Genomic DNA, 21,499 nt, shown 5'->3' with positions numbered 1-21,499 from the left:
ACGGTCATGCCACGGGCGTACATGGCGATGATCTTGTCATCGAACCCAGTGAAGCGCCGTTCGTGCTTGGGAATCAGGATCGGATCGAAGCTGCCGTCGCGGTCGCGCGGGATGTCGACCCGCAGCGGGCCATCCTCGGTTAGAACGGTCTTGGCGCTCTTGCCGTTGCGCTGGTTGGCTGTGCCAGCCGGGCGCTCCGCGCCCGGCTGGTAGCCCAAGTGATGGCCTAGCTCGGCGCCTAGGGCCCGCTCGATCAGGGCCTTCTTGAATGCCATCGAGGCGTCCTGAACCGCTTCGGCGGTCATCGGACCCTTAACGAAATGAGCGATCAGGTCCTCGGGAATAGCCGGCAGTTCACGGCCTGCGGCTTGGCTGGTCTTCGTCTTGCGTGGCATACATGCTCCTTGGCGACATGTTATGCCCTAAACACAAAATTTCTGACAGGTCCGGCTAAGCCGGCGAAACAGCCACGTATGCCAAGAACGACAACCGACCGCATGGCAACAATCCAACTGCAGCCAACTCAAAACTTGTGCCGCATCCCCAAAGCCACGCCAACCATGCTGCGCTGCCCGTTGGCCGCCGCATAGCTGTTGCCCAACGACAGGCTGTTGGCATAGACCGTGGCCAGCGACTCCAGCATCAGCCCGGCATTGCGAGCATAGGCCGTAGACAGGTACACATCCGTGCGCCGCGAGAACGCATAGTTGGCAACAAAAGCAAGCTGCCACGGATTGGCGACCTGCGTATTGCCGAACAGGCTCCTGACATTGTCATAGTTGTACTCCAGCGTCAGCCCCACGGCAGGGGTGACCTGGTAGTTGGCGCCGATCCAGTAATAGTCATCGCGCTGGATCACCACGTCAGCGGCATTCTTGTTCTGACCCCAGCGATAGCCCCCCATGATCTTGGCCGGACCGAAGGCATAGCTCGCCGCCACGACCGCCTTGCGCACGGTGCCATTGCTGGTGCCGATGGTGGGGTTCCACTGGTCATAGCCAATAGTGGCGCCGAACGGCCCGGTGCCATATGCCAGCGAGGCCCCGTAGGCGGTGTCACGCCGGAACTGTCCGGGCACTTCGCCATTGCCGCCGATCGGCGTGGCAATGCCAACCGTTTGCGGCAGCGCCAGCCCGGCGCCGAACGACCAGTGCGCGCGCGCCGTCAGCGGGCCGAACTGGCCGGTGTACTTGACCGTGTTGTCCTCGCGGAAATTGGCGCCCGCCTGCAGCACCACCGGTTCATATTGCGTGGCGTAGGCAGTAGGCGAGAAGTTCGCCAGCGCTTCAAAGATCGACGTGTACTGGCGGCCCAGGCTGAGCTGGCCGATGCCGGCGCGCTGCAGCGCGACAAAGGCCTGGCGGCCGAACAGGCGGCCGCTCTGCTGCATGGTGCCGCTGTCCAGGCTGAAGCCGCTTTCCAGCACGAACGACGCCTGCCATCCCGCACCAAGATCTTCCGCGCCGCGCAGGCCCCAGCGCGACCCGGACAGCCCGCCCGAGGCCATGCGGAACACCTTGTCGCCTGGCCCCGGGTTGAAGCCGTTGGTGGCAACCGGCACAGCGCCGACGCGGTTCACGTACTCGACATTGACGTCCGCCACGCCATACAGCGTGACCGACGATTGCGCGGCGGCCGCCAGCGGACAGCCCAGCATCAGGGCCATGACGGTGCTTCTGGTTTTCATTTTTCTCCTCCTTGATTGCCCGGCCTTTGCGGCCGGATTCTTTTGTTGTGCCGCGGATGCGGCGAGGTCACGAATCGCGCGTGACCAGGGTGCCCAGTTCCGCCAGCAAGTCATGGGCACGCGGCCACGGGCCGTAGCCCGCGGCAGGGTTGAGGTGGCCGACGTTGCCCAGGTCCACCAGCCGGCCGCCCCATGCGGCGGCCATCTCCGCGACGCGCGCATGGCTGGCCAAAGGGTCGTTGCCGCTGGCAGCAACCAAAGTTGGGAACGGCAGGGGCGCGAGCGGCGTCGGCAGCCAGCCCCCCTGCACCAGCGCGTCCGGCGCCGGATAGCCGGGCGGCAGCGGCTGCGCGAAATCCGGCGGCGTCACCAGCAGCGCGCCCAGGATCTGGCGCTGGTGCCGTGCCGCCCAGTGCACGGTGATCATCACGCCGGCGCTGTGCGCGACCAGCACGACCGGCTTGTCGATGTCCGCCAGTTCCGCATCGAGTGCAGCGACGCGAGCCGCGCAGCTGAGCTTGTCGTGCTCCAGCGGCGGCACGCAGCGGACGTCGTGCCCCTGCGCCTGCAGTTCGGCTTGCAGCAGCGTTTGCCAGTGCTCGGCGACGTGGTCGCGCAGGCCCGGCACCATCAGGACAGTGTGGGTGGTAGCAGTCATGGTCGGATTGGAAAGAGTCAGGCAGGAATAACGTGAGGCACAGCGTGGCCATCCAGGCGGCGCAGGTCCGCCGCGTAATGCCGGCGACCGAGGCAGAACAGCAGGGCCGCGGCCGCACCGGCCAGCGGAATCCATTGCAGCGCGCCGGTCAGGCCGATGTGGTCGGCCAGCACGCCGGTCAGGAACGGGCCTGGTGCCAGCCCCAGCAGGTTGTTGATCAGGGTCAGCGTGGCAAACGCGGTCGCATGGATGGCAGGCCGCGTCAGGTTGGCCACCATCGCACTGGCGGGGCCGGCGGTGCCGCCCACCACCAGCATGCCCGCGCCGATCAGCACCAGCTGCGCGTGGCCCGCGGGCAGCCGGAACGCCGTCATCAGCAAGACGCAGCAAATCACGCTGTAGGCGATGGCCATCTGCCATTTGCGCGCGGGCACGCGCCGCGCCACGCGGTCGGTCAGCGCACCGCAGGCCACCATGCCTACGCCGGCCATCAGCACCAGCATTGCCGCGGCCACGCCGGCGCGCCCGGTCGCCATGCCGTAGTCGCGCGACAGGAAGCTGGGCAGCCAGCCCAGCAGCGCCGCCATCACCAGCAGCTGCAGCGCACTTCCCGCGCAGGCGCAGAGCATGGAAGGCACCGTCAGCAGCTCGCGTACGATCCGGCGCGGCTCCAGTTGCCGGGCCGAGGCCGCGGCGTCGCCGTTGGCCGCGCCCACGCGTTGCTGGAGCCCGCGCAGCCGATGCTCGCTGATCGTCAGGTAGTAGAGCGCCACCATCACCAGGCCGAAGCCGGCGATCCCGGCAAAGGCGATGCGCCAGCCAAAATGGGCCGACAGAACGCCGCCCAGCCCCATGCCAAGCACCGAGCCGAACGCGCCGCCGGCAATGAATGCCGCGCTGAGGCTGGCGCGCAGATGGCGCGGGAACACCGACACCACCACCGCGATACCCACGCTGCCATAGGCCGCCTCGCCGATGCCGACGCAAAGCCGCGCCAGGAACATCTGGCCGAAGCTGTCCGCCACCGCGCAGCCCAGCGTGGCCAGGCTCCACAGCGCCGCCATCAGGATCAGGCTGCGCACGCGTCCCCAGCGGTCGGCCAGCAGCGACAGCGGAATCGCGAGCACGCCCACCATCAGCGCCACCACGCCGCCGAGCGCGCCCAGCTCTGTATCACCGAGCTGCCATTCGGCCTTCAGCAGCGGAAACACCGCGTTGAGCACCTGGCGCGACATGTAGTCCGACAGCAGCAGCGCGAACGTCAGCGCAAAGACGAGCCACGCATAGCGCGGTCCGGCAACAGCCGGCAGGGCCGGCGTGGCCGGCTCTGCGGCAAGGGCAAGGCGAGGTCTGGACATGGGCGTCTCCGGAAGCAGACCGGCGGTCTTCGCGCCGCCGTGCGTTCACAGCCCGCCCCCGAAGGGCGACGAGCGCACGCAGTATCTGGCGATCGGGACCGCGCGGTTTGATATTCCGGGACGTACGTTTGACATTCCGGGACAGCTGGGGAAAACGCCGAGACGAAAAAAAACCGGCACCCGAAGGTGCCGGTTTCTGGCTGGCCCGCCGTCAGGCGAGGCGCGGCGACGCTCAGTCTTCCAGCTTCGGCAGCGAGGCACTGACCTTGGTCGACAGCAGGCCGCTCTTGGCATACGTCTGCAGCTTCTCGCGCGTGTCGACGATATCCAGCGTGCGCATGGTCAGCTGGCCGATACGGTCCAGCGGCGTGAACATCGACTCGCCCTTTTCCATGGTCAGCCGTTCCGGCTTGTAGGTCAGGTTGGGCGAGGTGGTGTTCAGGATCGAGTAGTCGTTGCCGCGGCGCAGTTCGATGGTGACTTCGCCGGTGATGGCGCCGGCCACCCAGCGCTGGGCGGTTTCGCGCAGCATGATGGCTTGCGGGTCGAACCAGCGGCCCTGGTACAGCAGGCGGCCAAGGCGGCGGCCGTTGTCGCGGTACTGCTCGATGGTATCTTCGTTGTGGATGCCGGTGATCAGGCGCTCGTAGGCGATGAACAGCAGCGCCAGGCCCGGGGCTTCGTAGATGCCGCGGCTCTTGGCTTCGATGATGCGGTTCTCGATCTGGTCGCTCATGCCCAGGCCATGGCGGCCGCCGATGCGGTTGGCTTCCATGAACAGGTCGACGCTGTTGGCGAAGGTCTGGCCGTTCAGCGCGACCGGCTGGCCTTCCTCGAAGCGCACGGTCACTTCTTCGCGCTTGACTTCCACGTCATCGCGCCAGAACTGCACGCCCATGATCGGCTGCACGATGCGGATGCCCGAATCCAGGTGCTCCAGGTCCTTGGCCTCGTGGGTGGCGCCCAGCATGTTGGAGTCGGTCGAGTACGCCTTTTCGGCCGACATCTTGTAGTCGAAGCCGTTCTGGCGCATGAACTCGGACATCTCGGCGCGGCCGCCCAGTTCGTCGATGAACTGCTGGTCCAGCCACGGCTTGTAGATCTGCAGGCCGGGGTTGGTCAGGAGACCGTAGCGGTAGAAGCGTTCAATGTCATTGCCCTTGAACGTGCTGCCATCGCCCCAGATATTGACGCCATCTTCCTTCATCGCAGCAACCAGCATGGTGCCGGTGACGGCGCGGCCGATCGGGGTGGTGTTGAAGTAGGTGATGCCGGCGGTCGAGATATGGAACGCGCCGCACTGCATGGCGGCGATGCCTTCGGCCACCAGTTGCGTGCGGCAGTCGACCAGGCGGGCTTCCTCGGCGCCGTAGGCCTTGGCGCGGCGCGGGATGTCCTCGTAGTCGGGCTCGTCGGGCTGGCCCAGGTTGGCGGTGTAGGCGTAGGGGACAGCGCCCTTCTGGCGCATCCAGAGGAGTGCCGCGCTGGTGTCAAGGCCGCCGGAGAAGGCGATTCCGACGCGCTGGCCGGAAGGAATGTGCTGCAGGATGGTAGTCATCGCCAGAAAATCTAAGTGAATTTGTCGGCTCTTGGGCGGGCTTCCAATACGCGCGCCGGGGCGGCGGGAAGCACGGCGACGCGGCCGGCCGAGTCACGCGCCGCGTCAGTGCCAAACGCGAATTGTGACACGGCAGCGCCCACGCGCCAAACGCCGGGACTGGCGGGGGCGCCGGCGCCACCTGCATCCGGGCCCGCCGGACCATTCAAATCCCGCGAACGCGCCTTTCAAAACTCTCGACTGGTTCGCGCCAGGACCCCTCCCTATACTCCGCCGCACTGTTGTCTGAAAGCGGAGTCGTCATGCTGCATCGTGCCCTGGAAGGAGTCCGGGTCCTGGACCTGTCGCGCATCCTGGCCGGTCCCTGGTGTACCCAGAACCTGGCCGACCTGGGCGCCGAGGTAACCAAGGTCGAGCACCCGGAGCGCGGCGACGATACCCGCGGCTGGGGCCCGCCCTACCTGGAAGCGCCCGAGGGCAGCGGCGACACCCGGCGCCTGTCCGGCTACTTCATCTGCTGCAACCGCGGCAAGCGCTCGGTCGCGATCGACTACGGCACGCCCGAGGGCGCGGCGCAGGTACGTGAGCTGGCGCGCGAGGCCGACGTGCTGGTCGAGAACTACAAGGTCGGCACGCTGCGCCGCTACGGGCTGGACTACGACACGCTCAAGGCGCTCAACCCGCGCCTGGTCTACCTGTCGATCACCGGCTTCGGCCAGAGTGGGCCGATGGCGGACAAACCCGGCTACGACTATGTATTCCAGGGCATGGGCGGGCTGATGAGCTACACCGGCCAGCCCGACGGCACGCCCGGCGCCGGGCCGCTGCGCACCGGCGTCGCCGTGGTCGACCTGAGCACCGGCATGTATGCCACCTCCGCAGTCCTGGCCGCGCTGTACCAGCGCCAGGCGACCGGGCTCGGTGCGCACCTGGATATCGCGCTGCTCGATGTCGCGGTGGCGATGAACGCCAACCAGGCTGCCAACTACCTGGTGTCGGACCAGAACCCGCAGCGCAGCGGCAACGCTCATCCCAACTGCGCGCCCTATGAGGTGTTCCGCTGCGCCGACGGCCACCTGATCCTGGCGATCGGCAATGACAGCCAGTTTGCGCGCTTCTGCGCCGTTGCCGGCATGCCGGATCTTGCGCAGGACCCGCGCTATGCCACCAATTCCGCGCGCATCGAACACCTGCCCGCGCTGCGCGCCCTGCTGACCGATCTCTTCCCCACGCGCACCCGCGCTGCGTGGACCGATGCCTTCGATGCGGCCGGCGTGCCCTGGGGGCCGATCCACACCATGGCCGAAGTCTTCGCCCACCCGCAGGTCCAGCACCGCGGGCTGATGCAGATGGCCGAACACCCCGTCATGGGCCGCGTACCCATGGTGCGCAACCCGATGCTGGCCGGGCGCGACCTGCCGCTGCCACCGCCGCCGCTGCTGGGCGAACACAGCCCGGCGGGCTGAACGGCGCGCAGCTACCCACGAGACCAAAAACACCGACACGGAGACACCGATGAAACCGACCTTCACCGCCATCGCGCTGCTGGCGGCATGCGCAAGCGGCGCCGCACATGCAAGCGCGTATCCCGACCGGCCGATCAAGCTGATCGTCCCCTACGCCGCCGGCGGCACCACCGACATCATTGCCCGCATCGTCGGCACGCGCCTGGGCCCGGTGCTGGGGCAACCGGTGGTGGTCGAGAACCGCCCGGGCGCCGGCGGCGCGGTCGGCAGCGCCTACGCGGCCAGGCAGCCGGCCGACGGCTACACGCTGGTGATGGAGGTGGAGAGCTCGCACGCCGTCAACCCCAACGTCTACCTGAAGACCGCCTATGACCCGGTCAAGGACTTCGCGCCGGTCAGCAACCTGGCCGACGTGCCCAACGTGCTGGTGGTCAACCCGGCGTTCCCGGCCACGGACCTGCAGTCGTTCATCAAGCTGCTGAAGGCCAACCCGGGCAAGTACTCGTTCGGCTCGTCCGGCAACGGCGGACTGAGCCATATGAACGGCGAGCTGTTCATGAACGCCACCGGCACGCGCATGCTGCACGTGCCATACAAGGGCCTGGGCCCGGCGCTCAACGATGCGGTGGCAGGCCAGATCCAGGTGGTGTTCGACAATATCCCGTCGTCGTCTGGCCTGATCCAGGGCGGGCGCCTGAAGCCGCTGGCGGTCGCCGCGCAGCAGCGCCTGAAGGTGCTGCCCAATGTGCCGACCTATGCCGAGGCCGGCCTGCCGGCGATGAACAACCCGTCGTGGTTCGGCCTGGGCGCACCGGCGGGCACGCCCTCGGCCATTCTCGACAAGCTCAACGACGCCGTGCGCCAGGTATTGGCCGAGCCCGAGGTGATCGCCGCCATCGAGAAACAAGGTGCGATCCCGGCACCGAGTTCGCGCAAGGCCTTCGGCGACCTGATCCGGGCGCAGAATGCGCACTGGAAGCAAGTCGTCGAGGACATCCATTTCACCAGGCTCCAGTAAGCCACAAGGAACGACATGAGCGCACTTCAGCAAGAACCGCACGCCGGCGTCGAGATCGACGCGCGCGGCATCGCCACCGTCACCATCCGCGAGGCGGGCTCGCTCAATATCCTGAGCACGCCAGTGATCGCATCGCTCACGCGCGCCATCGAAGCGCTGGCCGGCAATGACGCGGTACGCGTGCTGGTGCTGCGCGGCGCCGGCGAGAAAGGCTTTGTCGGCGGTGCCGACATCAAGGAAATGGCCGCACTGGACCGCGCCAGCGCCGAGGCCTTCATCAGCGGCCTGCGCCGCCTGTGCGACGCCGTGCGCCACCTGCCGGTGCCGGTGATCGCGCGCATGCCGGGCTGGTGCCTGGGCGGCGGGCTGGAACTGGCGCTGGCGTGCGATATCCGCATCGCCGCCGACAACGCGCAGCTGGGCATGCCGGAAGTGAAGGTCGGCATCCCGTCGGTGATCCACGCCGCGCTGATGCCGCGCCTGATCGGCAATGCGCGCACGGCGTGGATGCTGCTGACGGGCGAGATCACCGATGCCGCCGAGGCGCTGCAATGGGGGCTGGTGAGCCGCGTGGTGCCGCTGGCGGAGCTGGACCTGGAAATCGAACGCGTGGCCGCGCTGCTGGCCGGCTTCGGCCCGGTCGCGGTGCGCCAGCAGAAGCGCCTGCTGCGCGAGTGGGAAGATGCGCCGCTGGAAGTCTCGATCAACAACAGCGTGACCGAGTTCGGCAGCGCCTTCGACACCGGCGAGCCACAGCAGCACATGGCCACCTTCCTGAACCGCAAGCGCTGAAGCGCGGGGAAAGTGTTTACGGCGCCGTGGCTGCCACGGCGCCGCTTTCGCGCGTGGCCACCACGCGCGGATCGTTCAGCAGGAACTGCGCAAAGGCCTCGGCAAACGCCGGCAGCTTGCCGTCGGCGCGCACGATCAGGTTCAGTTCGCGCAGCGCCCACGGCTCTGCCAGCCGCACCCCCACCACGCGCGCCTCGCGCAGGGCCTGCGCCGCCACGCTGCGCGGTACCAGCGCCACCCCCACTCCGGCCTCGGCCAGCGACAACACCGCATCGAAGCTGTGCGCATGCAGCCGCACGTTGGGCCCCTTGCCCGCGCGCTGCGCCATGTCGCGCAGGAACAGGAAGTTGCTGCTGGTGCGGCTCATGCAGACAAAGTCGAAGGCCAGCGCCGCGCCGAAGCGCACTTCGGGCTCGCGCGCCAGCGGGTGATCCGCGGCCACCGCAAGGATCAGCTCGTCGCGCGCGTAGCGCACCGAGCGCACCCCGGTGGCTTCGCCGCCCGTCTGGAAATCGCCCGCCAGGATGCCGACATCGGCTTCATGCGCCGCCACCGCCGCCAGGATCGACTGGCTGGCGCGCTCCTCCAGGTCGATGTTCACATCCGGGTTGGCCAGCAGGAAGCGGCTCACACTCGGGATGATGAAACCGTTGAGCGAACTGCTGTTGGCCAGCAGCCGGATATTGCCCTTCAGTCCGGCAGAAAAGCGTCCCACCTCGCCGTGCATGCGCTCGACGCCAAGCAACAGTTCGCGCACATGGACCAGCAGGGTTTCGCCGGCCGGCGTCAGCTCCATGCCGCGCGCGGTACGCACGAACAGCGGCGTGCCCATCGCGTGCTCCAGGTTCTTCAGCCGGTAGCTCGCCGCCGACGCGGTGATATGCGTGGCCGAAGCGCCACCTGACAGGCTTTGCGCATCGGCAATGGCCTGGAACAGGCGCAGGTCGGTCAGTTCGTAACGCAAGGCAACTCCGTTTGGGGCAGGACGGTCGAAAGGATTGGCGCTTGGTGGTGTCGCGGCCATTCTAGTGCAGCACCGTGGACTTCCCGCCCGCCCTCCAGCCTGCACACACTCCGCCCATTTAATGTGGACGTCGTCCATTTTCTTTGCTAAGGTATTGTGGACGGCGTACACAAAAGCATGCGCCAGTTGCCAGCGCGCCGCCTGATTCGCGCGCCATGCCGATATCCACGGCCGCCCGAGCGGCGGCCTGCCTACAGGAGTTGTCATGCAAGTCCAGCCCTATCTGTTCTTCGAAGGCCGTTGCGATGAAGCCGTTGAGTTCTATAAGAAGATTCTCGGCGCCAAGGTCAACATGCGGATGACGTTCAAGGACAACCCGGAGGCCGGCAAGGGCGGCGAGGGTTGCCAGCCCGGCGCCGGCACCGAAGACAAGGTCATGCACATGGAGTTCCAGATCGGCGACAGCGTGATCATGGCCTCCGACGGCCGCTGCTCGAACCAGCCCGACTTCCATGGCTTCGCCCTGTCGATCAACTATCCTGACAAGGCTGCGGTCGAAAAGGCCTTCAACGGCCTGAAGGAAGGCGGCCAGGTAATGATGCCGCTGGACAAGACTTTCTTTGCCGACCAGTTCGGCATGGTCACCGACCGCTTCGGCATCATGTGGATGCTGCTGTCGGCACCGAAGTAAGCCGCGCATCGCGCAGGTTTCCCGGCAGCGACGCGCCCCTTGAGCATAAGGGCTTACAATGCGCCGCCTGCCGGAGAAACCACGCCATGGACGATCGCATCAACGAACTCGAAATCAAGCTCGCCTTCCAGGAAGACCTGCTTGATACCCTGAACAGCACCGTGGCGCGCCAGCAGCAGCAGATCGACCTGCTGCAGGAGCAGTTCCGCGCGCTGTACCAGCAGGTGCGCAGCGCCGCCACCACCGCGGCCGAAGCCGATCCCCAGCAGGAAATCCCGCCGCACTACTGATCGACGCGGCCCGCGCCATGCAGGCCGATCGCCGATGTGATGGAACGCCACCCCGCCCGCGCGGTCTGACAGGCTGGCTCCATTCACCGCCGCCCTCGACAGGCGCGCCCCATCCGCCACATGCGTCTGAAACTCTCCCTGCTGATTGCCGCCGCCTGCGTCGCTGGTGCCTCCTCGGCGCTGGCCGGCTACAACATCTGGACCGGCGAGTACTCCCTCTCCCGGCAGGAACTGCAGACCGCGCTGGACCAGCGCTTCCCCGCCACGCTGCGCTACGCCGAAGTCGTCAGCGTGCAGCTCAGCCATCCCCGGCTGGTGCTGGACGAGGCCAACAACCGCGTCACCACCCATGTCGACGCACGCCTGACCAACGCCTTGCTGCCCTCCCCGCCGGTAGACGGCAAGCTCGCGCTGAACAGCGGCGTGCGCTACGACCCGGCCAAACGCGCGGTGCTGCTCGACAACCCGACCGTACAGCAGGTGGAAGTCGCCGGCATGGGGCAATACCGCGAGCAGCTCAACGCCATCGGCGCTGTGGTTGCGCAGCAATTGCTGAAGGACTATCCGGTCTATACGTTCAAACCCGAAGAACTGCGCGTCGGCGGCAAGGACGTGGAGCCGGGGGCGATTACCGTGGGCAAGGATGAGGTGCGGGTGGAGGTGAAGCAGCGGTAGGCATAGCCTGCGGGCCAGGCTCGCTCCTTCTTCCTCTACCTCAACCCCGGCCACCTCTGAACACCACCCCCAACCCCGCCAGCACCGCCCCCATCCCCGCCATCGCCAGCGGCGCCATGCGGTTGCCCAGCAGCAGGTAGTCGAGCACCGCCGTGCCCGCCGGTACCAGGTAGAACAGGCTGGTGACGTTGACCAGGTTGCCCGCGCGGATCAGGCGGTAGAACAGCAGCGTCGCGCCGATCGAAATGACCAGCGCCAGCCACAACAGCGGCGCAGCAAAAGCCAGCGAAGCATCGAAGGCGAAGGGCTGGAAAGGCAGGCACAGCAGGCAGGCCGCGAGGCTCACGCCGTATTGCAGCGGCAGCACTTCTGCGGGTGCGCGCGTGATGCGCTTCTGCAGGATGGCGCCGACGGTCGTGCAGGCGAGCGAGGCCAGCGCGCACAGCACGCCTGCCAGCGACAGCCTGGCCAGCAGCAGGCTGTCCGCCACCACCATGGACAGCCCGGCGAGCGCGAGGGCCAGGCCCGCCATGCGAGCGGCGCTGAAGTGCCGCTCGGTCAGCAGCAGCGTCAGCATCGGCTGGGCACCAAGCACGGTGGCGAGCACGCCGGGTGTCATGCCGTGGTCGAGTGCAAGGAAGTAAAAGACGGAGTAGCCGCCGATCAGCAGCAAGCCGGTCAGGGCGGTGTACCGCCACTCGCCGCGCGGCGGCAGCAGGCGGTGCCTGGCCAGGCCGATCGCGCCCAGCACGGCGCAGACCAGCGCGAAGCGCAGCGTCAGCAAGGCGAAGGGCGTGGCGTGGTCTAGGGCCAGCCGGGCGGCGATGGCGCCGCTGCTCCACAGCAGCACGAAGAGGGGCGTGGCCCAGGCGGAAGTGTTGGTGGTGCGTGTGCCGGTGGCGGCGTCGAAATGCGCCGTGCAGTCTTTGTCGGTTGTCATGGATGTCATCTGTCGTCAGCTTGGCAGGCTCCGGCGACGCGCATGCGGCCATGGCACGGCGGCAGCGCGCACAGGCGTGCGGCTGCCGTGCGGCACAGGCACACGGATGCGGGACTACCGGAGACGAATGAGGCTGGGGGGCGTGCCCGTCAGCCGCGCGGCGGCGGCGGCGGGTGCACACCGCCGATGCACGGCGGCGGCGCGACAGATGTGAACGCAGGCTGGCGACGCACGCATGGCAACGCGCGGCCCGGGGGCGCGGCGTTGACGGGGCGTTGGCGGTCTGCGGTCATGGCGGGAATTGAAGACTTCGAAGATGTGGTCTGGCGATGCTATGCCTGTGCGGCCATCGCGTCAACGCGATTCGGTTGTGCGCTGCTCCAGCCGGGACACCAGCGCCTGCAGCGTCGGCGCGCATCCGGCTTCCACCTTCAGCGCCAGCATCGCGTCCGCCCGCGTGGTGCCCAGGTTGAGCGCGGCCACGGGCTTGCCCATCTGTCCGGCCCAGACGCAGAAGCGGTAGCCGGAATAGACCATCAGCGACGAACCGACCACGAGCATGGCATCCGCTGCTTCCAGCGCCGCGCGGGCGGCATCTACCCGCGGGCGCGGCACGGATTCGCCGAAGAACACCACGTCCGGCTTGAGGATGCCGCCGCAGCGCCCGCACTCGGGCACGCGGAACTGCGCGAACAGCGGCGATTCGAAATGCACGTCGCCATCGGCGGCGGGCTCGGCGATCACGTCGCGCAGCGCGGCGTTCTGTGCCAGCAGCCAGTCCTGCAGGCCGGCGCGGTCATGGCGTGTGCCACAGTCCAGGCAGATGGCGCTGGCCAGGCTGCCATGCAGTTCGATCACACCCTCGCTGCCGGCGCGCTGGTGCAGGCCGTCGACATTCTGCGTGACCAGCGCCGTGAGCCGGCCGTGCGCGCCAAGGCGCGACAGCGCATGGTGCGCGGCATTGGGCCGCGCCTGCCACGCCACCGGCCAGCCCAGCATGCTGCGCGCCCAGTAGCGCTGGCGCCCCGCGTGCGAGCCCAGGAAGGCCTGCAGCGTGATCGGCTGCGAGCGCTGCCACTGGCCGCGCGCGTCACGGTAGCCGGGAATGCCGGAATCGGTGCTGATACCCGCGCCGGTCAGCACGAACAGGCGCGGGTGGCGCTGCACGAAATCGAACAGCGCGGACGTCGGGTGCGGGAGTTGCAGCGGCTCGCTCAATTTGCCGGATCCTCGGCATGACGCGCCGCCTGGCGCGCTTCCCAGGCGCGCAGCTCCTCGCGGTAGCGGTCCATTTCCTGGTAGTAGTAGTCGAAGATGCAGGGATCGCAGCCGGAGCCGCAGCACTCGTCATCGCCGGGCCGCTCTGGCGGCACCGGGCGGGGGTCGTCGGGGGGCACGACAGGGGACGCTTGGGACACTGACAGTTCGCGAACAGGCGCGTTGGCGGATCAACTGCCAGTATATTCCCGCCGGCCCCGGCCTGCCGCCGGCCCCCTCAGTGACTGAGCAGCCCTTCGCCGACCGGGATCACCAGCGCCGTGCCCGCCAGGCAGGCGATGTCGTCCTCGGCAAGCCGGCGCGACACCACGCTGGCCAGCCTGGCGCCGATGCGGGCAAGTTCGGCGGCGTCGGCCAGGTAGACGGCGTCGATCACGCTCTGGTCGAACTGCAGGGCCGCGCTCAGGCGGCAGCGTCCGGGCGAGCCGGCCGGCTCGGCCTGCCAGCTGACCTGCACCTGATTGCCGTCGCTGCGGTGGTATTCGGCCGACATCGGAAACAGCCGGCAGGTATGCTCGCGGGCCCACTCGACCAGGGCAGTCATGGCGATTCCCCTTTGGCGGGACAGCGCGTCCGCCGGTACGCCGCGTCAGCGGCTCAGTACATGGTAGAGCCAGTCGTGCGCGCGTGCCGGCACGCCCAGCGCGCTGGCATCGATGCGCCGCCCCTGCACCCGCAGTGTGCCTTCGTGCAGGGCATCAACCGCTGCCTGGGCATCCGGGAACCTCCCCATCACGCCATTGCCCAGCATCAGCATCCAGTCCTTCTCGCGGGGAATGAGCGTGAGCTGTCCCGCTGCGGTCTGGCAAAAGAAATAACCGTACATGCAACCCCCAAGCACCTCGCCTGTGTCCATCTTAGAGCAGGGCACCATGGGGCCGCGTGCCGATCTGCACGCTTCCGAACGGCGTGATGAATTGTTTTTGCACGGCCGCGAGGGGGCGGCCAGAATGCCGCATTTTGCCCGAAGATAGCCGGACCTCCCCGCCCGGCTGATGCCGGGCCGGGCCACTGCCGCCCGTTGCGGCCGACAGCGAACCCCACGGTGCCATGAAGGCAGCCTCATTCCATTGCTTGCACAAACTGCTCGTGCCGGCGGTCCTGGCACTGGCTGCGGGCCCGGTCCTGGCCGCTGAGCCGGCATCCATGCCGACGGCCTCGGGCATCGAGCCGCCCGCAAACCAGGCCGCGGCAGCCACGCCGCAGGTGGCCGCGGGCGCGCGCCCCCGCATCTGCCTGGTGCTCTCGGGCGGCGGCGCGCGCGGCGCGGCCCATATCGGCGTGCTCAAGGTGCTGGAGGCGATGCGCATCCCGGTCGACTGCATCGCAGGCACCAGCATGGGTTCGCTGGTGGGGGGCGCCTATGCCACCGGCATGGCTCCCGCCGAAATGGAGCGGCTGGTCGGCGGCCTGAGCACCGACAGGATCTTCAAGGAACGCCCGCCGCGCCAGGACCTGACCATCCGGCGCAAGCAGGACGATTTCACCAACCTGTTCACGCCCGAGATCGGAGTGCAGGCCAGCGGCCTCTTGCTGCCCAAGGGCGCGGTCTCGGGCGTGCAGTTGGAGACCGTGCTGCGCCAGCTGGCCAAGGTGCCCGGCTACCGGGACTTCGACCAGTTTCCGATTCCCTACCGCGCTGTCGCCACCGACCTGGTGGCAGGCACGCCGGTGGTGTTCAGCCAGGGCGAGCTGGCCAACGTGATGCGCGCCAGCATGTCGGTGCCGGGCGCGGTGGCGCCGGCCGAGTACGAGGGGCGGCTGCTGGTCGACGGCGGCCTGACCGACAACCTGCCGGTGGACGTGGCGCGCAGGATGGGCGCCGATATCGTGATCGCGGTGAACCTGGGCACGCCGCTGATGAGGCGTGAGGAACTGACCTCGATCATCGGCGTGACCGGCCAGATGCTCAATATCCTGACCGAGCAGAACGTGCGTGCGTCGCTGGCCTCGCTGCGGCCCACCGACGTGCTGATCGAGCCGGCGCTGGCCGATTTTTCCGCGACCGACTTCGACCATCTGCCGGCAACCATCCCCATCGGCGAGGCTGCCGCGCGCAAGGTCGCCGACCGCCTCGCGCCGCTGGCGCTGCCGCCGGCGCAATATGCACAACTGCGCGCCAGGCAACAGGCGGTGCAGCCGCCTGACACCCGCCCGGTCGATGAGATCCGGCTGGCGCCGCTGCAGCGTGTCAACCCGGACTACGCCACCGCGGTGATGGAAACCAAGCCCGGGCAGCCGGTCGACCAGGCCACGCTGGACCAGGACATGCGCCGCCTGTTCGGCACCGGCGACTTCGAGCACGTCAACTACGGCATCCTGGAAGAGCCTGGCAAGCGCGTGCTGGCGGTCAATGCGGTGGAGAAATCCTACGGTCCCGACTACCTGCGCTTCGGGCTCGGGCTGAGCTCGGATTTCCGCGGCGATGCCTACTTCAACCTGGTGGGCAGCTACCGGCGCACCTGGCTCAATGCGCTTGGCGCCGAATGGCGCACCGATGCGCAGGTGGGCCAGACCTCGTCGCTGATCAGTGAGTTCTACCAGCCTCTGGATACGCGCCAGTATTTCTTTATCGCGCCGCGCATCGAGCTGGAGCGGCGCCCGGTCAATGTCTTCCAGGGCAGCACGCGCATCGCCACCTATGACCTGCGCCGCTTTGACGTCGCGCTGGACGCGGGCAGCCAGTTCACCAAGTACGGCGAGCTGCGCGTGGGCTTGCAGACCGGCGCGGAACACGCCACGCTGAGCACCGGCCCGGAGTCGCTGTCGCCAGGCCCGGGCAATATCCGGCGCGGCGCCATCACCGGGCGGCTCATCTTCGACCAGCTCGACAGCGTCGACTTCCCGCGCTTCGGCTATGCGGCCCGGTTTCACATCTACGGCTCGCAGCCGGGGCTGGGTGCCGACCAGGCTTATGTCAAGGCGCAGGCGGACGGCATCTATGCCCACTCGTTCGGCGACAACACGGTCTCGCTGGCCTTCAAGGTCGGCAGCAATATCGGCGGCAAGCCGCTGCCGCGCTATGACCTGTTCCAGTGGGGCGGCTTCCTGCAGCAATCCGGTTATGCCACCGGGCAACTGCTGGGCGGCAACCTGCAGTTTGCGCGGCTGGTCTACTACAACAAGCTGGCGCGCCAGACCCTGCTGCAAGGCGTGTACGCAGGCTTTTCGCTGGAGGCGGGCCGCATGGGCGACCCGCTGGTGCCGGGGAGCCCGACCGGGCTGCTCAAGTCCGGCTCGGTCTTCCTGGCGCTGGACAGTCCGCTGGGCCCGCTTTACCTGGCCTATGGCCGCGCCGCCGCAGGCACATACAGCTTTTACCTGTTCCTGGGTAAACCCTTCTGAGCCGGTCAGCATAACCCTCCAGAAAATGTGAGCCGGCCGCACCCTACCAAAGTTGTATGTAATGTCTTAATTCAAATGTCTATACTTTTTACGTCACCAAGACCCCCTCTTGAATGACGACCTTCCCCGGTCGCCGCTCCCCAGCGGCGACATTTTTTTTGGGCGCCCGCCTGGCATGCGGCGCCTATGATCCGCGCCTCGGGCTGCACTGGCGGGCGCTCCGCGCCTTTGCTGCACCAGCGGGCACGGCGTGTGCGGCCTGTCGCGGGGCTCGGTGCGCTCGCTGGCCGCCACGGTGACCTTCATGGCGGCGGGCTTCCTGACGGTGCTGGTGCAGCGCCATTGGCTGGGAGGCTGACCGATGGGCACGCTCTTCTCATTGCTGGCCGGGCTGGTATTCGGCATCGGCCTGATCCTGTCCGGCATGGCCAACCCGACCAAGGTGCCTGGGGTTTCTCGACCTGGCCGGGGCCTGGGACCCGTCGCTCGCCTTTGTCATGGCCGGCGCGATCCTGGTGGGAGTGGTGGCCTTCGCACTGGCGCGCCGGCGCCAGCGCTCCTGAGCGTTGATGCCGTGCAGCATCCGGCCCGCGTGCCATGCGGGCGATGCGCGCATGCAGCAAAGGCTGGCCCCTGGCGGCCAGCCGGTTTAAGATTGCGCGATTATCGGACAACAAGCCCAGACAACACACCTCCCAATGGACGTCCTCCGCCCCCTCGGTCTTGGCCATGCACAGGCCGACACCGTCCGCGTTGCCCGGCCCCAGGCCGACCTGCTCGCCAGTTTTGCCGGCGATCCCAACTTCATGCTGTCGCTGGCGCGCGGGCTGACCGTGCTGGAGGCGTTCTCGGAACGCAAGCGCCCGCTGACGATCTCGCAGGTGGCGCAGCGCACGCAGCTGTCGCGCGCCTCGGTGCGGCGCTGCCTCTATACGCTGGAACAGCTCGGCTACGTCAGCCAGCAGGACGGCCAGTTCGCGCTGCGGCCGCGCGTGCTGCACCTGGGCCACGCGTATTTCTCGTCGACCTCGCTGGTGTCTCTGGCGCAGCCGATCCTGGACAACCTGAGCGCGCGCATCCACGAGACCTGCACGCTGGCGATCCTGGACGGCACCGACATCCTGTACCTGGTGCGCTCCGAAGTGCAGCGGGTGCTGAACTATTCGCTAGGCATGGGCAGCCGCCTGCCGGCCTACTGCACCTCCAACGGCCGGCTGCTGCTGGCGCACCAGCCCGCCACGGTGCTGGACGGCTTCTTCGAGCACGCCGAACTGCGCCCGCGCACGCTGCAGACCAAGGTCTCGCGCCAGGAGCTGGAAGCATGCTTCGAGCGCGCCCGCGAAGTGGACTATGTGATCGTCGATGAGGAGCTGGAACCGGGCCTGCGCGCGATGGCCGTCCCGGTGCGCTCGGCCTCGGGCATCGTGCTGGCGGGGCTGAGCGTGAGCGTGCGCGCCGCGCGTGTCTCTGAAACAGAGATGATCTCGCGGCTGCTGCCGCCGATACGCGAAGCCGCGGCGGCAATTGGCCGGCTGATCGGCTCCTGATTGCCGCTGACTACCCGGGCAGCCGCACGGGATTGAGGTAAGCCGGGTCCGGGTTGCGCGGCCTCGGCACCAGTGCTTCAGCCCCGGTGCGCCAGTTCCAGCGCAAATACCAGCCGCTGCAGGAAGTTCTCCATGCGCCCGTCCGGATGGATGAAGGCGCAGCCGAAATGGTGGATGGCGCTGTCGTCATGACCCACCAGCCAGTGGCCAACCACCTGCAGGTCCAGCTCAAGCTTGCCCAGTTCGCGGAAGTCCAGCCGGCACTTGCCGACCGTGGTGCCGACCGGCAGGTGCTCTGCCGAGACCGTCTTCGAGCGCAGCCCCACGCCCGACAGCGACAGGTCGGCGATATCGAGCCCCAGCACGGTCTTGTCCGACATGTGGATCTCGCAGCGGTAGCCCCTGGTCACCAGCGTGCGCGCGCGGAAATGGCGGCGGCGCTGGAAGTGGTAGAGCTTCTCGGGGAATTCGACAACGAAGGCCGGGCCTTCCTCATAGCGCATGGCGGCCGGCTGGCCCACCACAAAGTTGACCGGCACGCCGCGCAACAGCCCCGAGAACGCATTTTCATCCGAGGTCATCAGCGACATCCGCTCGGGTTCCGCGTTGCACCAGTCGAACACGAAGGTGCGGTCGACCGGGTCGACGTGCAGGACCGACGTGACGAACTGGTGCCCGGTGCGGGTGCGCACGCTCAGCATGCACTTCTGCCAGGACAGGTCGCGCAGCACGGTGCCGATCTGCGAGTTGTGCGTCAGGCGATAACGGTCATCCGCCGGCTCAATGTCGGATTCGGCGCCGTTATCGGCTGGCCCGGAGGCATCGTGCTGATTCATGGATTCACGCAACATCTGGAGTGGCTGGGATCGCCGGGTACGGGGGCTTCGGCCTGCCGGCCGCGCGCATGTTAAGCGCGTGTCCCGATGCCCGGCAAGACGCATGCTCTCACTTCGGCAGATCTGTGGCAGAACTTGAGCACAGACTTCCGGGGGGTAGCGCGCACGGCGCTTTCAGGCGTCCGGGGGTAAAGGCGGCGGCGCAGCAAGCGTTGCCTGCGCCTCTTCGCGCAACCACGCCAGCAGCACCAGCCGGCGCGTGTCGTGTTCAAACGGCGCGGGCGACAACAAATGATAGGCCGTTCCGTCGGCAACGAAGCCGAACGGCGCGGCCAGCCGGCCATCGGCGATCTCGTCGGCGGCCATCAGCTGCGAGGCCATGGCCCAGCCCAGCCCCGCTGCGGCGGCCTGCAGGCTGAGGTAGAAATGTTCATACCAGGCGTCGCCGTCGCACTGCACGGCGGGGGCGGCATCGCCGCGCACCGCCTGCCAGCGCTGCCATGCCTCGGGCCGCGTGCGCGTATGCAGCCGCGCCGGGACCGTGGCTGCCCCCTGCGCAAGCTGTGGCCGGCACACCGGCCCCACCCGTTCCTGCGCTACCTCGCGCGCGTGCCAGCGCGCATCGAAGGCAAAGTCATTGCGCCGCAGTGCCAGGTCGGCGCCGCTGCGGGTGAAGTCGATCGGCCCGCCCGCAGCCATCAGGTGCAGCGGGATATCGGGATGGCGCGCGGCAAAGCGCGGCAGCCGCGGGATCAGCCAGCGCATGGCGATGGTCGGCTCGCATGACAGCACCAGCGCTCGCCCCGGCGGCTGCGTGCGGATGCGCGCGGCGGCGCCGGCCAGCACCTCCATCGATTGCGTCGATGCCGCGAACAGCGTGCGCCCCGCCTCGGTCAGGAAGACGCCGCGGTTGCGCCGCTCGAACAGCGCCACGCCCAGCGTGTCCTCGAGCTGGCGGATCTGCCGGCTGACCGCGCCATGGGTCAGGTGCAGTTCCTCCGCCGCCCGGACAAAGCTTTCGTGGCGTGCCGCGGCCTCGAAGAATCGGATCCAGCCCAGCCAGTGCATCAGTCAGTTTTTCTCACGTAATTGCGCGAGTATATATCGGTTGTGGCGGCACTTTCCGGCACGCAGAATTGGGTACGCCCGGATCTCCCGATGTGGCGATCTCCGGATAACTACAACGTAACCTGACAGAAAATGCCCCCAATCGCCGAATCCCTGGCGGTCGCCGCCGTGACCGTGCTGGCCGTTGTCAGTCCGGGCCCGGACTTCGCCATGGTGACCCGCAACAGCTACCTGTACGGCCGCCGCGCCGGCCTGCTCAGCGCCCTCGGAATCGCGCTGGGGGTGCAGGTGCATGTGCTCTATACGATGTTCGGGGTGGCGCTGCTGATGGCCCATGCGCACAGCATGCTGACGGTGGTGAAGATGCTGGGCGCGGCCTACCTGGTGTGGATCGGCGTCCAGACCCTGCGCAACCGCGAGGCGCTGGCAGCAGACCTGCAAGGTGCGCGCACGCTGCGGCCGTGGGCGGCGCTGCGCATGGGCTTCCTGACCAATGCGCTGAACCCGAAGACCACGCTGTTCGTGGTCAGCACCTACACCCAGGTGGTCGGTGCGCACACGCCGGTGCCGGTGCAATGGGCTTATGGCGGATTCATGTCGGTGGCGCACCTGGCGTGGTTCAGCCTGGTGGCGTGCGTATTCACCGCGCCGGCGCTGCGCGCGGCGATGCTGCGGCGCCAGCGGCTGCTGGACCGCACCATCGGCTCGGCCTTGTGCGGGCTGGGCGTGGCGCTGGGGTTCAGCAACCTGGCGTAGGGCCAGCCTGCGTCAGTGGCCAGGCCTGGCGCACGAGATGCTGGGGGCCTTGCGGGCCGAGTCGGCTTTCGAACAGCACCAGCCGCTGCACGTGCCAGGGCTCGCTGGCCAGCGTGCGGTGCGTGTCGAGCCAGGCGCGCAGCACGCTTTCGGGCACTGACGGCTTGCAGCGCGCCAGCGTCAGGTGCGGATGGAAGCGCCGCCGCTCTGGGGTAATGCCCGCGGCCCCGGCCAGCGCCTGCCCGACATCGGCGTGCAGGGCGCGCAGCGCGTCCAGGCCGGGACCTGGCGCCAGGCCTGCCCACAGCACCGAACCCTGGCCGCTGCGGAAGCGCCCGGTACCGGCCGCCTGAAGCAGGAAGGCAGGCGCGCGGATGCTGTCGAGCGCGGCCTCCAGCGCGGCGCCAGGCACGTTGCACTCACCCAGGAAGTGCAGGGTCAGGTGGACCTGCTCTGGCGCTGCCGGCCGCACACCGTGCGCGGGCGGCAGGGTCGCCAGCAGCCTTGCCGCCCGCGCGGGCGGGACTTCCACGGCAATGAACAGGCGCGGCATGGCAGCGCGGCCAGCGCCA

At 68.1% G+C, this 21,499-nt stretch carries 23 protein-coding genes and 2 pseudogenes; 11 read left to right on the top strand and 14 right to left on the bottom strand.

Annotation, left to right across the window (positions count from 1 at the left end; all coding sequences use genetic code 11):
• The 5 genes from C265_RS21960 to argG form a co-directional block, all read right to left on the bottom strand.
• A partial coding sequence (locus tag C265_RS21960) for an IS256 family transposase (RefSeq protein WP_010811201.1) occupies nucleotides 1-395 on the bottom strand: 395 nt, incomplete at its 3' end.
• A 128-nt stretch (nucleotides 396-523) separates the two neighbouring features.
• On the bottom strand, nucleotides 524-1,687 hold the full coding sequence (locus C265_RS21955) for a porin (RefSeq protein ID WP_010811200.1): 1,164 nt from the start codon (nucleotides 1,685-1,687) through the stop codon (nucleotides 524-526).
• 67 nt (nucleotides 1,688-1,754) lie between these two features.
• Nucleotides 1,755-2,345, bottom strand: coding sequence for an alpha/beta hydrolase (locus C265_RS21950; protein ID WP_011617938.1), 591 nt, complete (start codon nucleotides 2,343-2,345; stop codon nucleotides 1,755-1,757).
• Nucleotides 2,346-2,362: 17 nt separating this feature from the next.
• The gene (locus C265_RS21945; RefSeq protein ID WP_010811198.1) at nucleotides 2,363-3,703 is read right to left on the bottom strand and encodes an MFS transporter; all 1,341 of its coding nucleotides are present in this window, start codon (nucleotides 3,701-3,703) and stop codon (nucleotides 2,363-2,365) included.
• Between the two features lie 232 nt (nucleotides 3,704-3,935).
• The gene (gene argG, locus C265_RS21940; protein ID WP_010811197.1) at nucleotides 3,936-5,261 is read right to left on the bottom strand and encodes an argininosuccinate synthase; all 1,326 of its coding nucleotides are present in this window, start codon (nucleotides 5,259-5,261) and stop codon (nucleotides 3,936-3,938) included.
• A 302-nt stretch (nucleotides 5,262-5,563) separates the two neighbouring features.
• Between argG and C265_RS21935 the strand changes: the two genes are divergently transcribed.
• The 3 genes from C265_RS21935 to C265_RS21925 are packed head-to-tail and all read left to right on the top strand — an operon-like array spanning nucleotide 5,564 to nucleotide 8,537.
• On the top strand, nucleotides 5,564-6,727 hold the full coding sequence (locus tag C265_RS21935; protein ID WP_010811196.1) for a CaiB/BaiF CoA-transferase family protein: 1,164 nt from the start codon (nucleotides 5,564-5,566) through the stop codon (nucleotides 6,725-6,727).
• Nucleotides 6,728-6,776: 49 nt separating this feature from the next.
• Nucleotides 6,777-7,745, top strand: coding sequence for a tripartite tricarboxylate transporter substrate binding protein (locus C265_RS21930; RefSeq protein ID WP_010811195.1), 969 nt, complete (start codon nucleotides 6,777-6,779; stop codon nucleotides 7,743-7,745).
• Nucleotides 7,746-7,760: 15 nt separating this feature from the next.
• The gene (locus tag C265_RS21925; RefSeq protein WP_010811194.1) at nucleotides 7,761-8,537 is read left to right on the top strand and encodes an enoyl-CoA hydratase; all 777 of its coding nucleotides are present in this window, start codon (nucleotides 7,761-7,763) and stop codon (nucleotides 8,535-8,537) included.
• 16 nt (nucleotides 8,538-8,553) lie between these two features.
• On the opposite strand, the gene C265_RS21920 is transcribed toward C265_RS21925, so the two are convergent.
• The gene (locus tag C265_RS21920) at nucleotides 8,554-9,501 is read right to left on the bottom strand and encodes a LysR family transcriptional regulator (protein ID WP_010811193.1); all 948 of its coding nucleotides are present in this window, start codon (nucleotides 9,499-9,501) and stop codon (nucleotides 8,554-8,556) included.
• Between the two features lie 265 nt (nucleotides 9,502-9,766).
• On the opposite strand from C265_RS21920, the gene C265_RS21915 reads away from it, so the two are divergent.
• The 3 genes from C265_RS21915 to C265_RS21905 all read left to right on the top strand — a co-directional run bounded on the left by C265_RS21915 (nucleotide 9,767) and on the right by C265_RS21905 (nucleotide 11,157).
• Nucleotides 9,767-10,192: a VOC family protein gene (locus tag C265_RS21915; protein WP_010811192.1), complete on the top strand. Its 426-nt coding sequence runs from the start codon at nucleotides 9,767-9,769 to the stop codon at nucleotides 10,190-10,192.
• An 86-nt stretch (nucleotides 10,193-10,278) separates the two neighbouring features.
• Nucleotides 10,279-10,482, top strand: coding sequence for a SlyX family protein (locus tag C265_RS21910; RefSeq protein ID WP_010811191.1), 204 nt, complete (start codon nucleotides 10,279-10,281; stop codon nucleotides 10,480-10,482).
• 120 nt (nucleotides 10,483-10,602) lie between these two features.
• Nucleotides 10,603-11,157, top strand: a complete 555-nt coding sequence (locus C265_RS21905; RefSeq protein WP_010811190.1) for a DUF1439 domain-containing protein — start codon at nucleotides 10,603-10,605, stop codon at nucleotides 11,155-11,157.
• 40 nt (nucleotides 11,158-11,197) lie between these two features.
• Here the strand turns inward: C265_RS21905 and C265_RS21900 are convergent, their stop codons facing one another.
• From C265_RS21900 to C265_RS21880, 5 genes are all read right to left on the bottom strand, one after another.
• A complete protein-coding gene (locus C265_RS21900) occupies nucleotides 11,198-12,097 on the bottom strand; it encodes a DMT family transporter (protein ID WP_010811189.1) in 900 nt (299 codons plus the stop codon).
• A 354-nt stretch (nucleotides 12,098-12,451) separates the two neighbouring features.
• Nucleotides 12,452-13,315, bottom strand: coding sequence for an NAD-dependent protein deacetylase (locus C265_RS21895; RefSeq protein WP_010811188.1), 864 nt, complete (start codon nucleotides 13,313-13,315; stop codon nucleotides 12,452-12,454).
• On the bottom strand, nucleotides 13,312-13,494 hold the full coding sequence (locus tag C265_RS21890; protein ID WP_246840241.1) for an oxidoreductase-like domain-containing protein: 183 nt from the start codon (nucleotides 13,492-13,494) through the stop codon (nucleotides 13,312-13,314). The genes C265_RS21895 and C265_RS21890 overlap by 4 nt, the downstream gene beginning before the upstream one ends.
• Nucleotides 13,495-13,592: 98 nt before the next feature.
• Nucleotides 13,593-13,919: a hypothetical protein gene (locus C265_RS21885; RefSeq protein ID WP_010811186.1), complete on the bottom strand. Its 327-nt coding sequence runs from the start codon at nucleotides 13,917-13,919 to the stop codon at nucleotides 13,593-13,595.
• Nucleotides 13,920-13,964: 45 nt separating this feature from the next.
• Nucleotides 13,965-14,201 carry a hypothetical protein gene (locus C265_RS21880; protein WP_010811185.1) on the bottom strand — a complete coding sequence of 79 codons (237 nt, stop codon included), beginning with the start codon at nucleotides 14,199-14,201 and terminating at the stop codon, nucleotides 13,965-13,967.
• Between the two features lie 224 nt (nucleotides 14,202-14,425).
• Here C265_RS21880 and C265_RS21875 point away from each other — a divergent pair, with 224 nt between their 5' ends.
• The 4 genes and pseudogenes from C265_RS21875 (at nucleotide 14,426) to C265_RS21865 (ending at nucleotide 18,267) form a co-directional block, all read left to right on the top strand.
• Entirely contained in the window at nucleotides 14,426-16,720 is a 2,295-nt protein-coding gene (locus C265_RS21875) for a patatin-like phospholipase family protein (RefSeq protein ID WP_037025027.1), read from the top strand.
• Between the two features lie 232 nt (nucleotides 16,721-16,952).
• Nucleotides 16,953-17,078: pseudogene (locus C265_RS31735) on the top strand (YeeE/YedE family protein); the annotation flags it as partial.
• A 3-nt stretch (nucleotides 17,079-17,081) separates the two neighbouring features.
• Nucleotides 17,082-17,280, top strand: a pseudogene (locus C265_RS32990) (DUF6691 family protein); the annotation flags it as partial.
• 138 nt (nucleotides 17,281-17,418) lie between these two features.
• The gene (locus C265_RS21865; RefSeq protein WP_010811182.1) at nucleotides 17,419-18,267 is read left to right on the top strand and encodes an IclR family transcriptional regulator C-terminal domain-containing protein; all 849 of its coding nucleotides are present in this window, start codon (nucleotides 17,419-17,421) and stop codon (nucleotides 18,265-18,267) included.
• Between the two features lie 77 nt (nucleotides 18,268-18,344).
• On the opposite strand, the gene C265_RS21860 is transcribed toward C265_RS21865, so the two are convergent.
• Complete coding sequence (locus C265_RS21860; protein ID WP_037025021.1) at nucleotides 18,345-19,118, bottom strand: flagellar brake protein; 774 nt, start codon at nucleotides 19,116-19,118, stop codon at nucleotides 18,345-18,347.
• Between the two features lie 159 nt (nucleotides 19,119-19,277).
• Nucleotides 19,278-20,171 (bottom strand): LysR substrate-binding domain-containing protein, encoded by an 894-nt coding sequence (locus C265_RS21855; protein WP_010811180.1) that lies wholly within the window; start codon nucleotides 20,169-20,171, stop codon nucleotides 19,278-19,280.
• A 132-nt stretch (nucleotides 20,172-20,303) separates the two neighbouring features.
• Here C265_RS21855 and C265_RS21850 point away from each other — a divergent pair, with 132 nt between their 5' ends.
• Nucleotides 20,304-20,927, top strand: a complete 624-nt coding sequence (locus tag C265_RS21850; protein ID WP_010811179.1) for a LysE family transporter — start codon at nucleotides 20,304-20,306, stop codon at nucleotides 20,925-20,927.
• On the opposite strand, the gene thpR is transcribed toward C265_RS21850, so the two are convergent.
• A complete protein-coding gene (thpR, locus tag C265_RS21845) occupies nucleotides 20,911-21,480 on the bottom strand; it encodes an RNA 2',3'-cyclic phosphodiesterase (RefSeq protein ID WP_010811178.1) in 570 nt (189 codons plus the stop codon). The two genes, C265_RS21850 and thpR, sit on opposite strands and share 17 nt — an antisense overlap.
• Between the last annotated feature and the right edge of the window lie 19 nt (nucleotides 21,481-21,499).

The organism is Cupriavidus sp. GA3-3 (assembly GCF_000389805.1).
GTDB classification, from domain to species: domain Bacteria; phylum Pseudomonadota; class Gammaproteobacteria; order Burkholderiales; family Burkholderiaceae; genus Cupriavidus; species Cupriavidus necator_D.
This window is presented reverse-complemented; position numbering and strand designations above follow the sequence as displayed.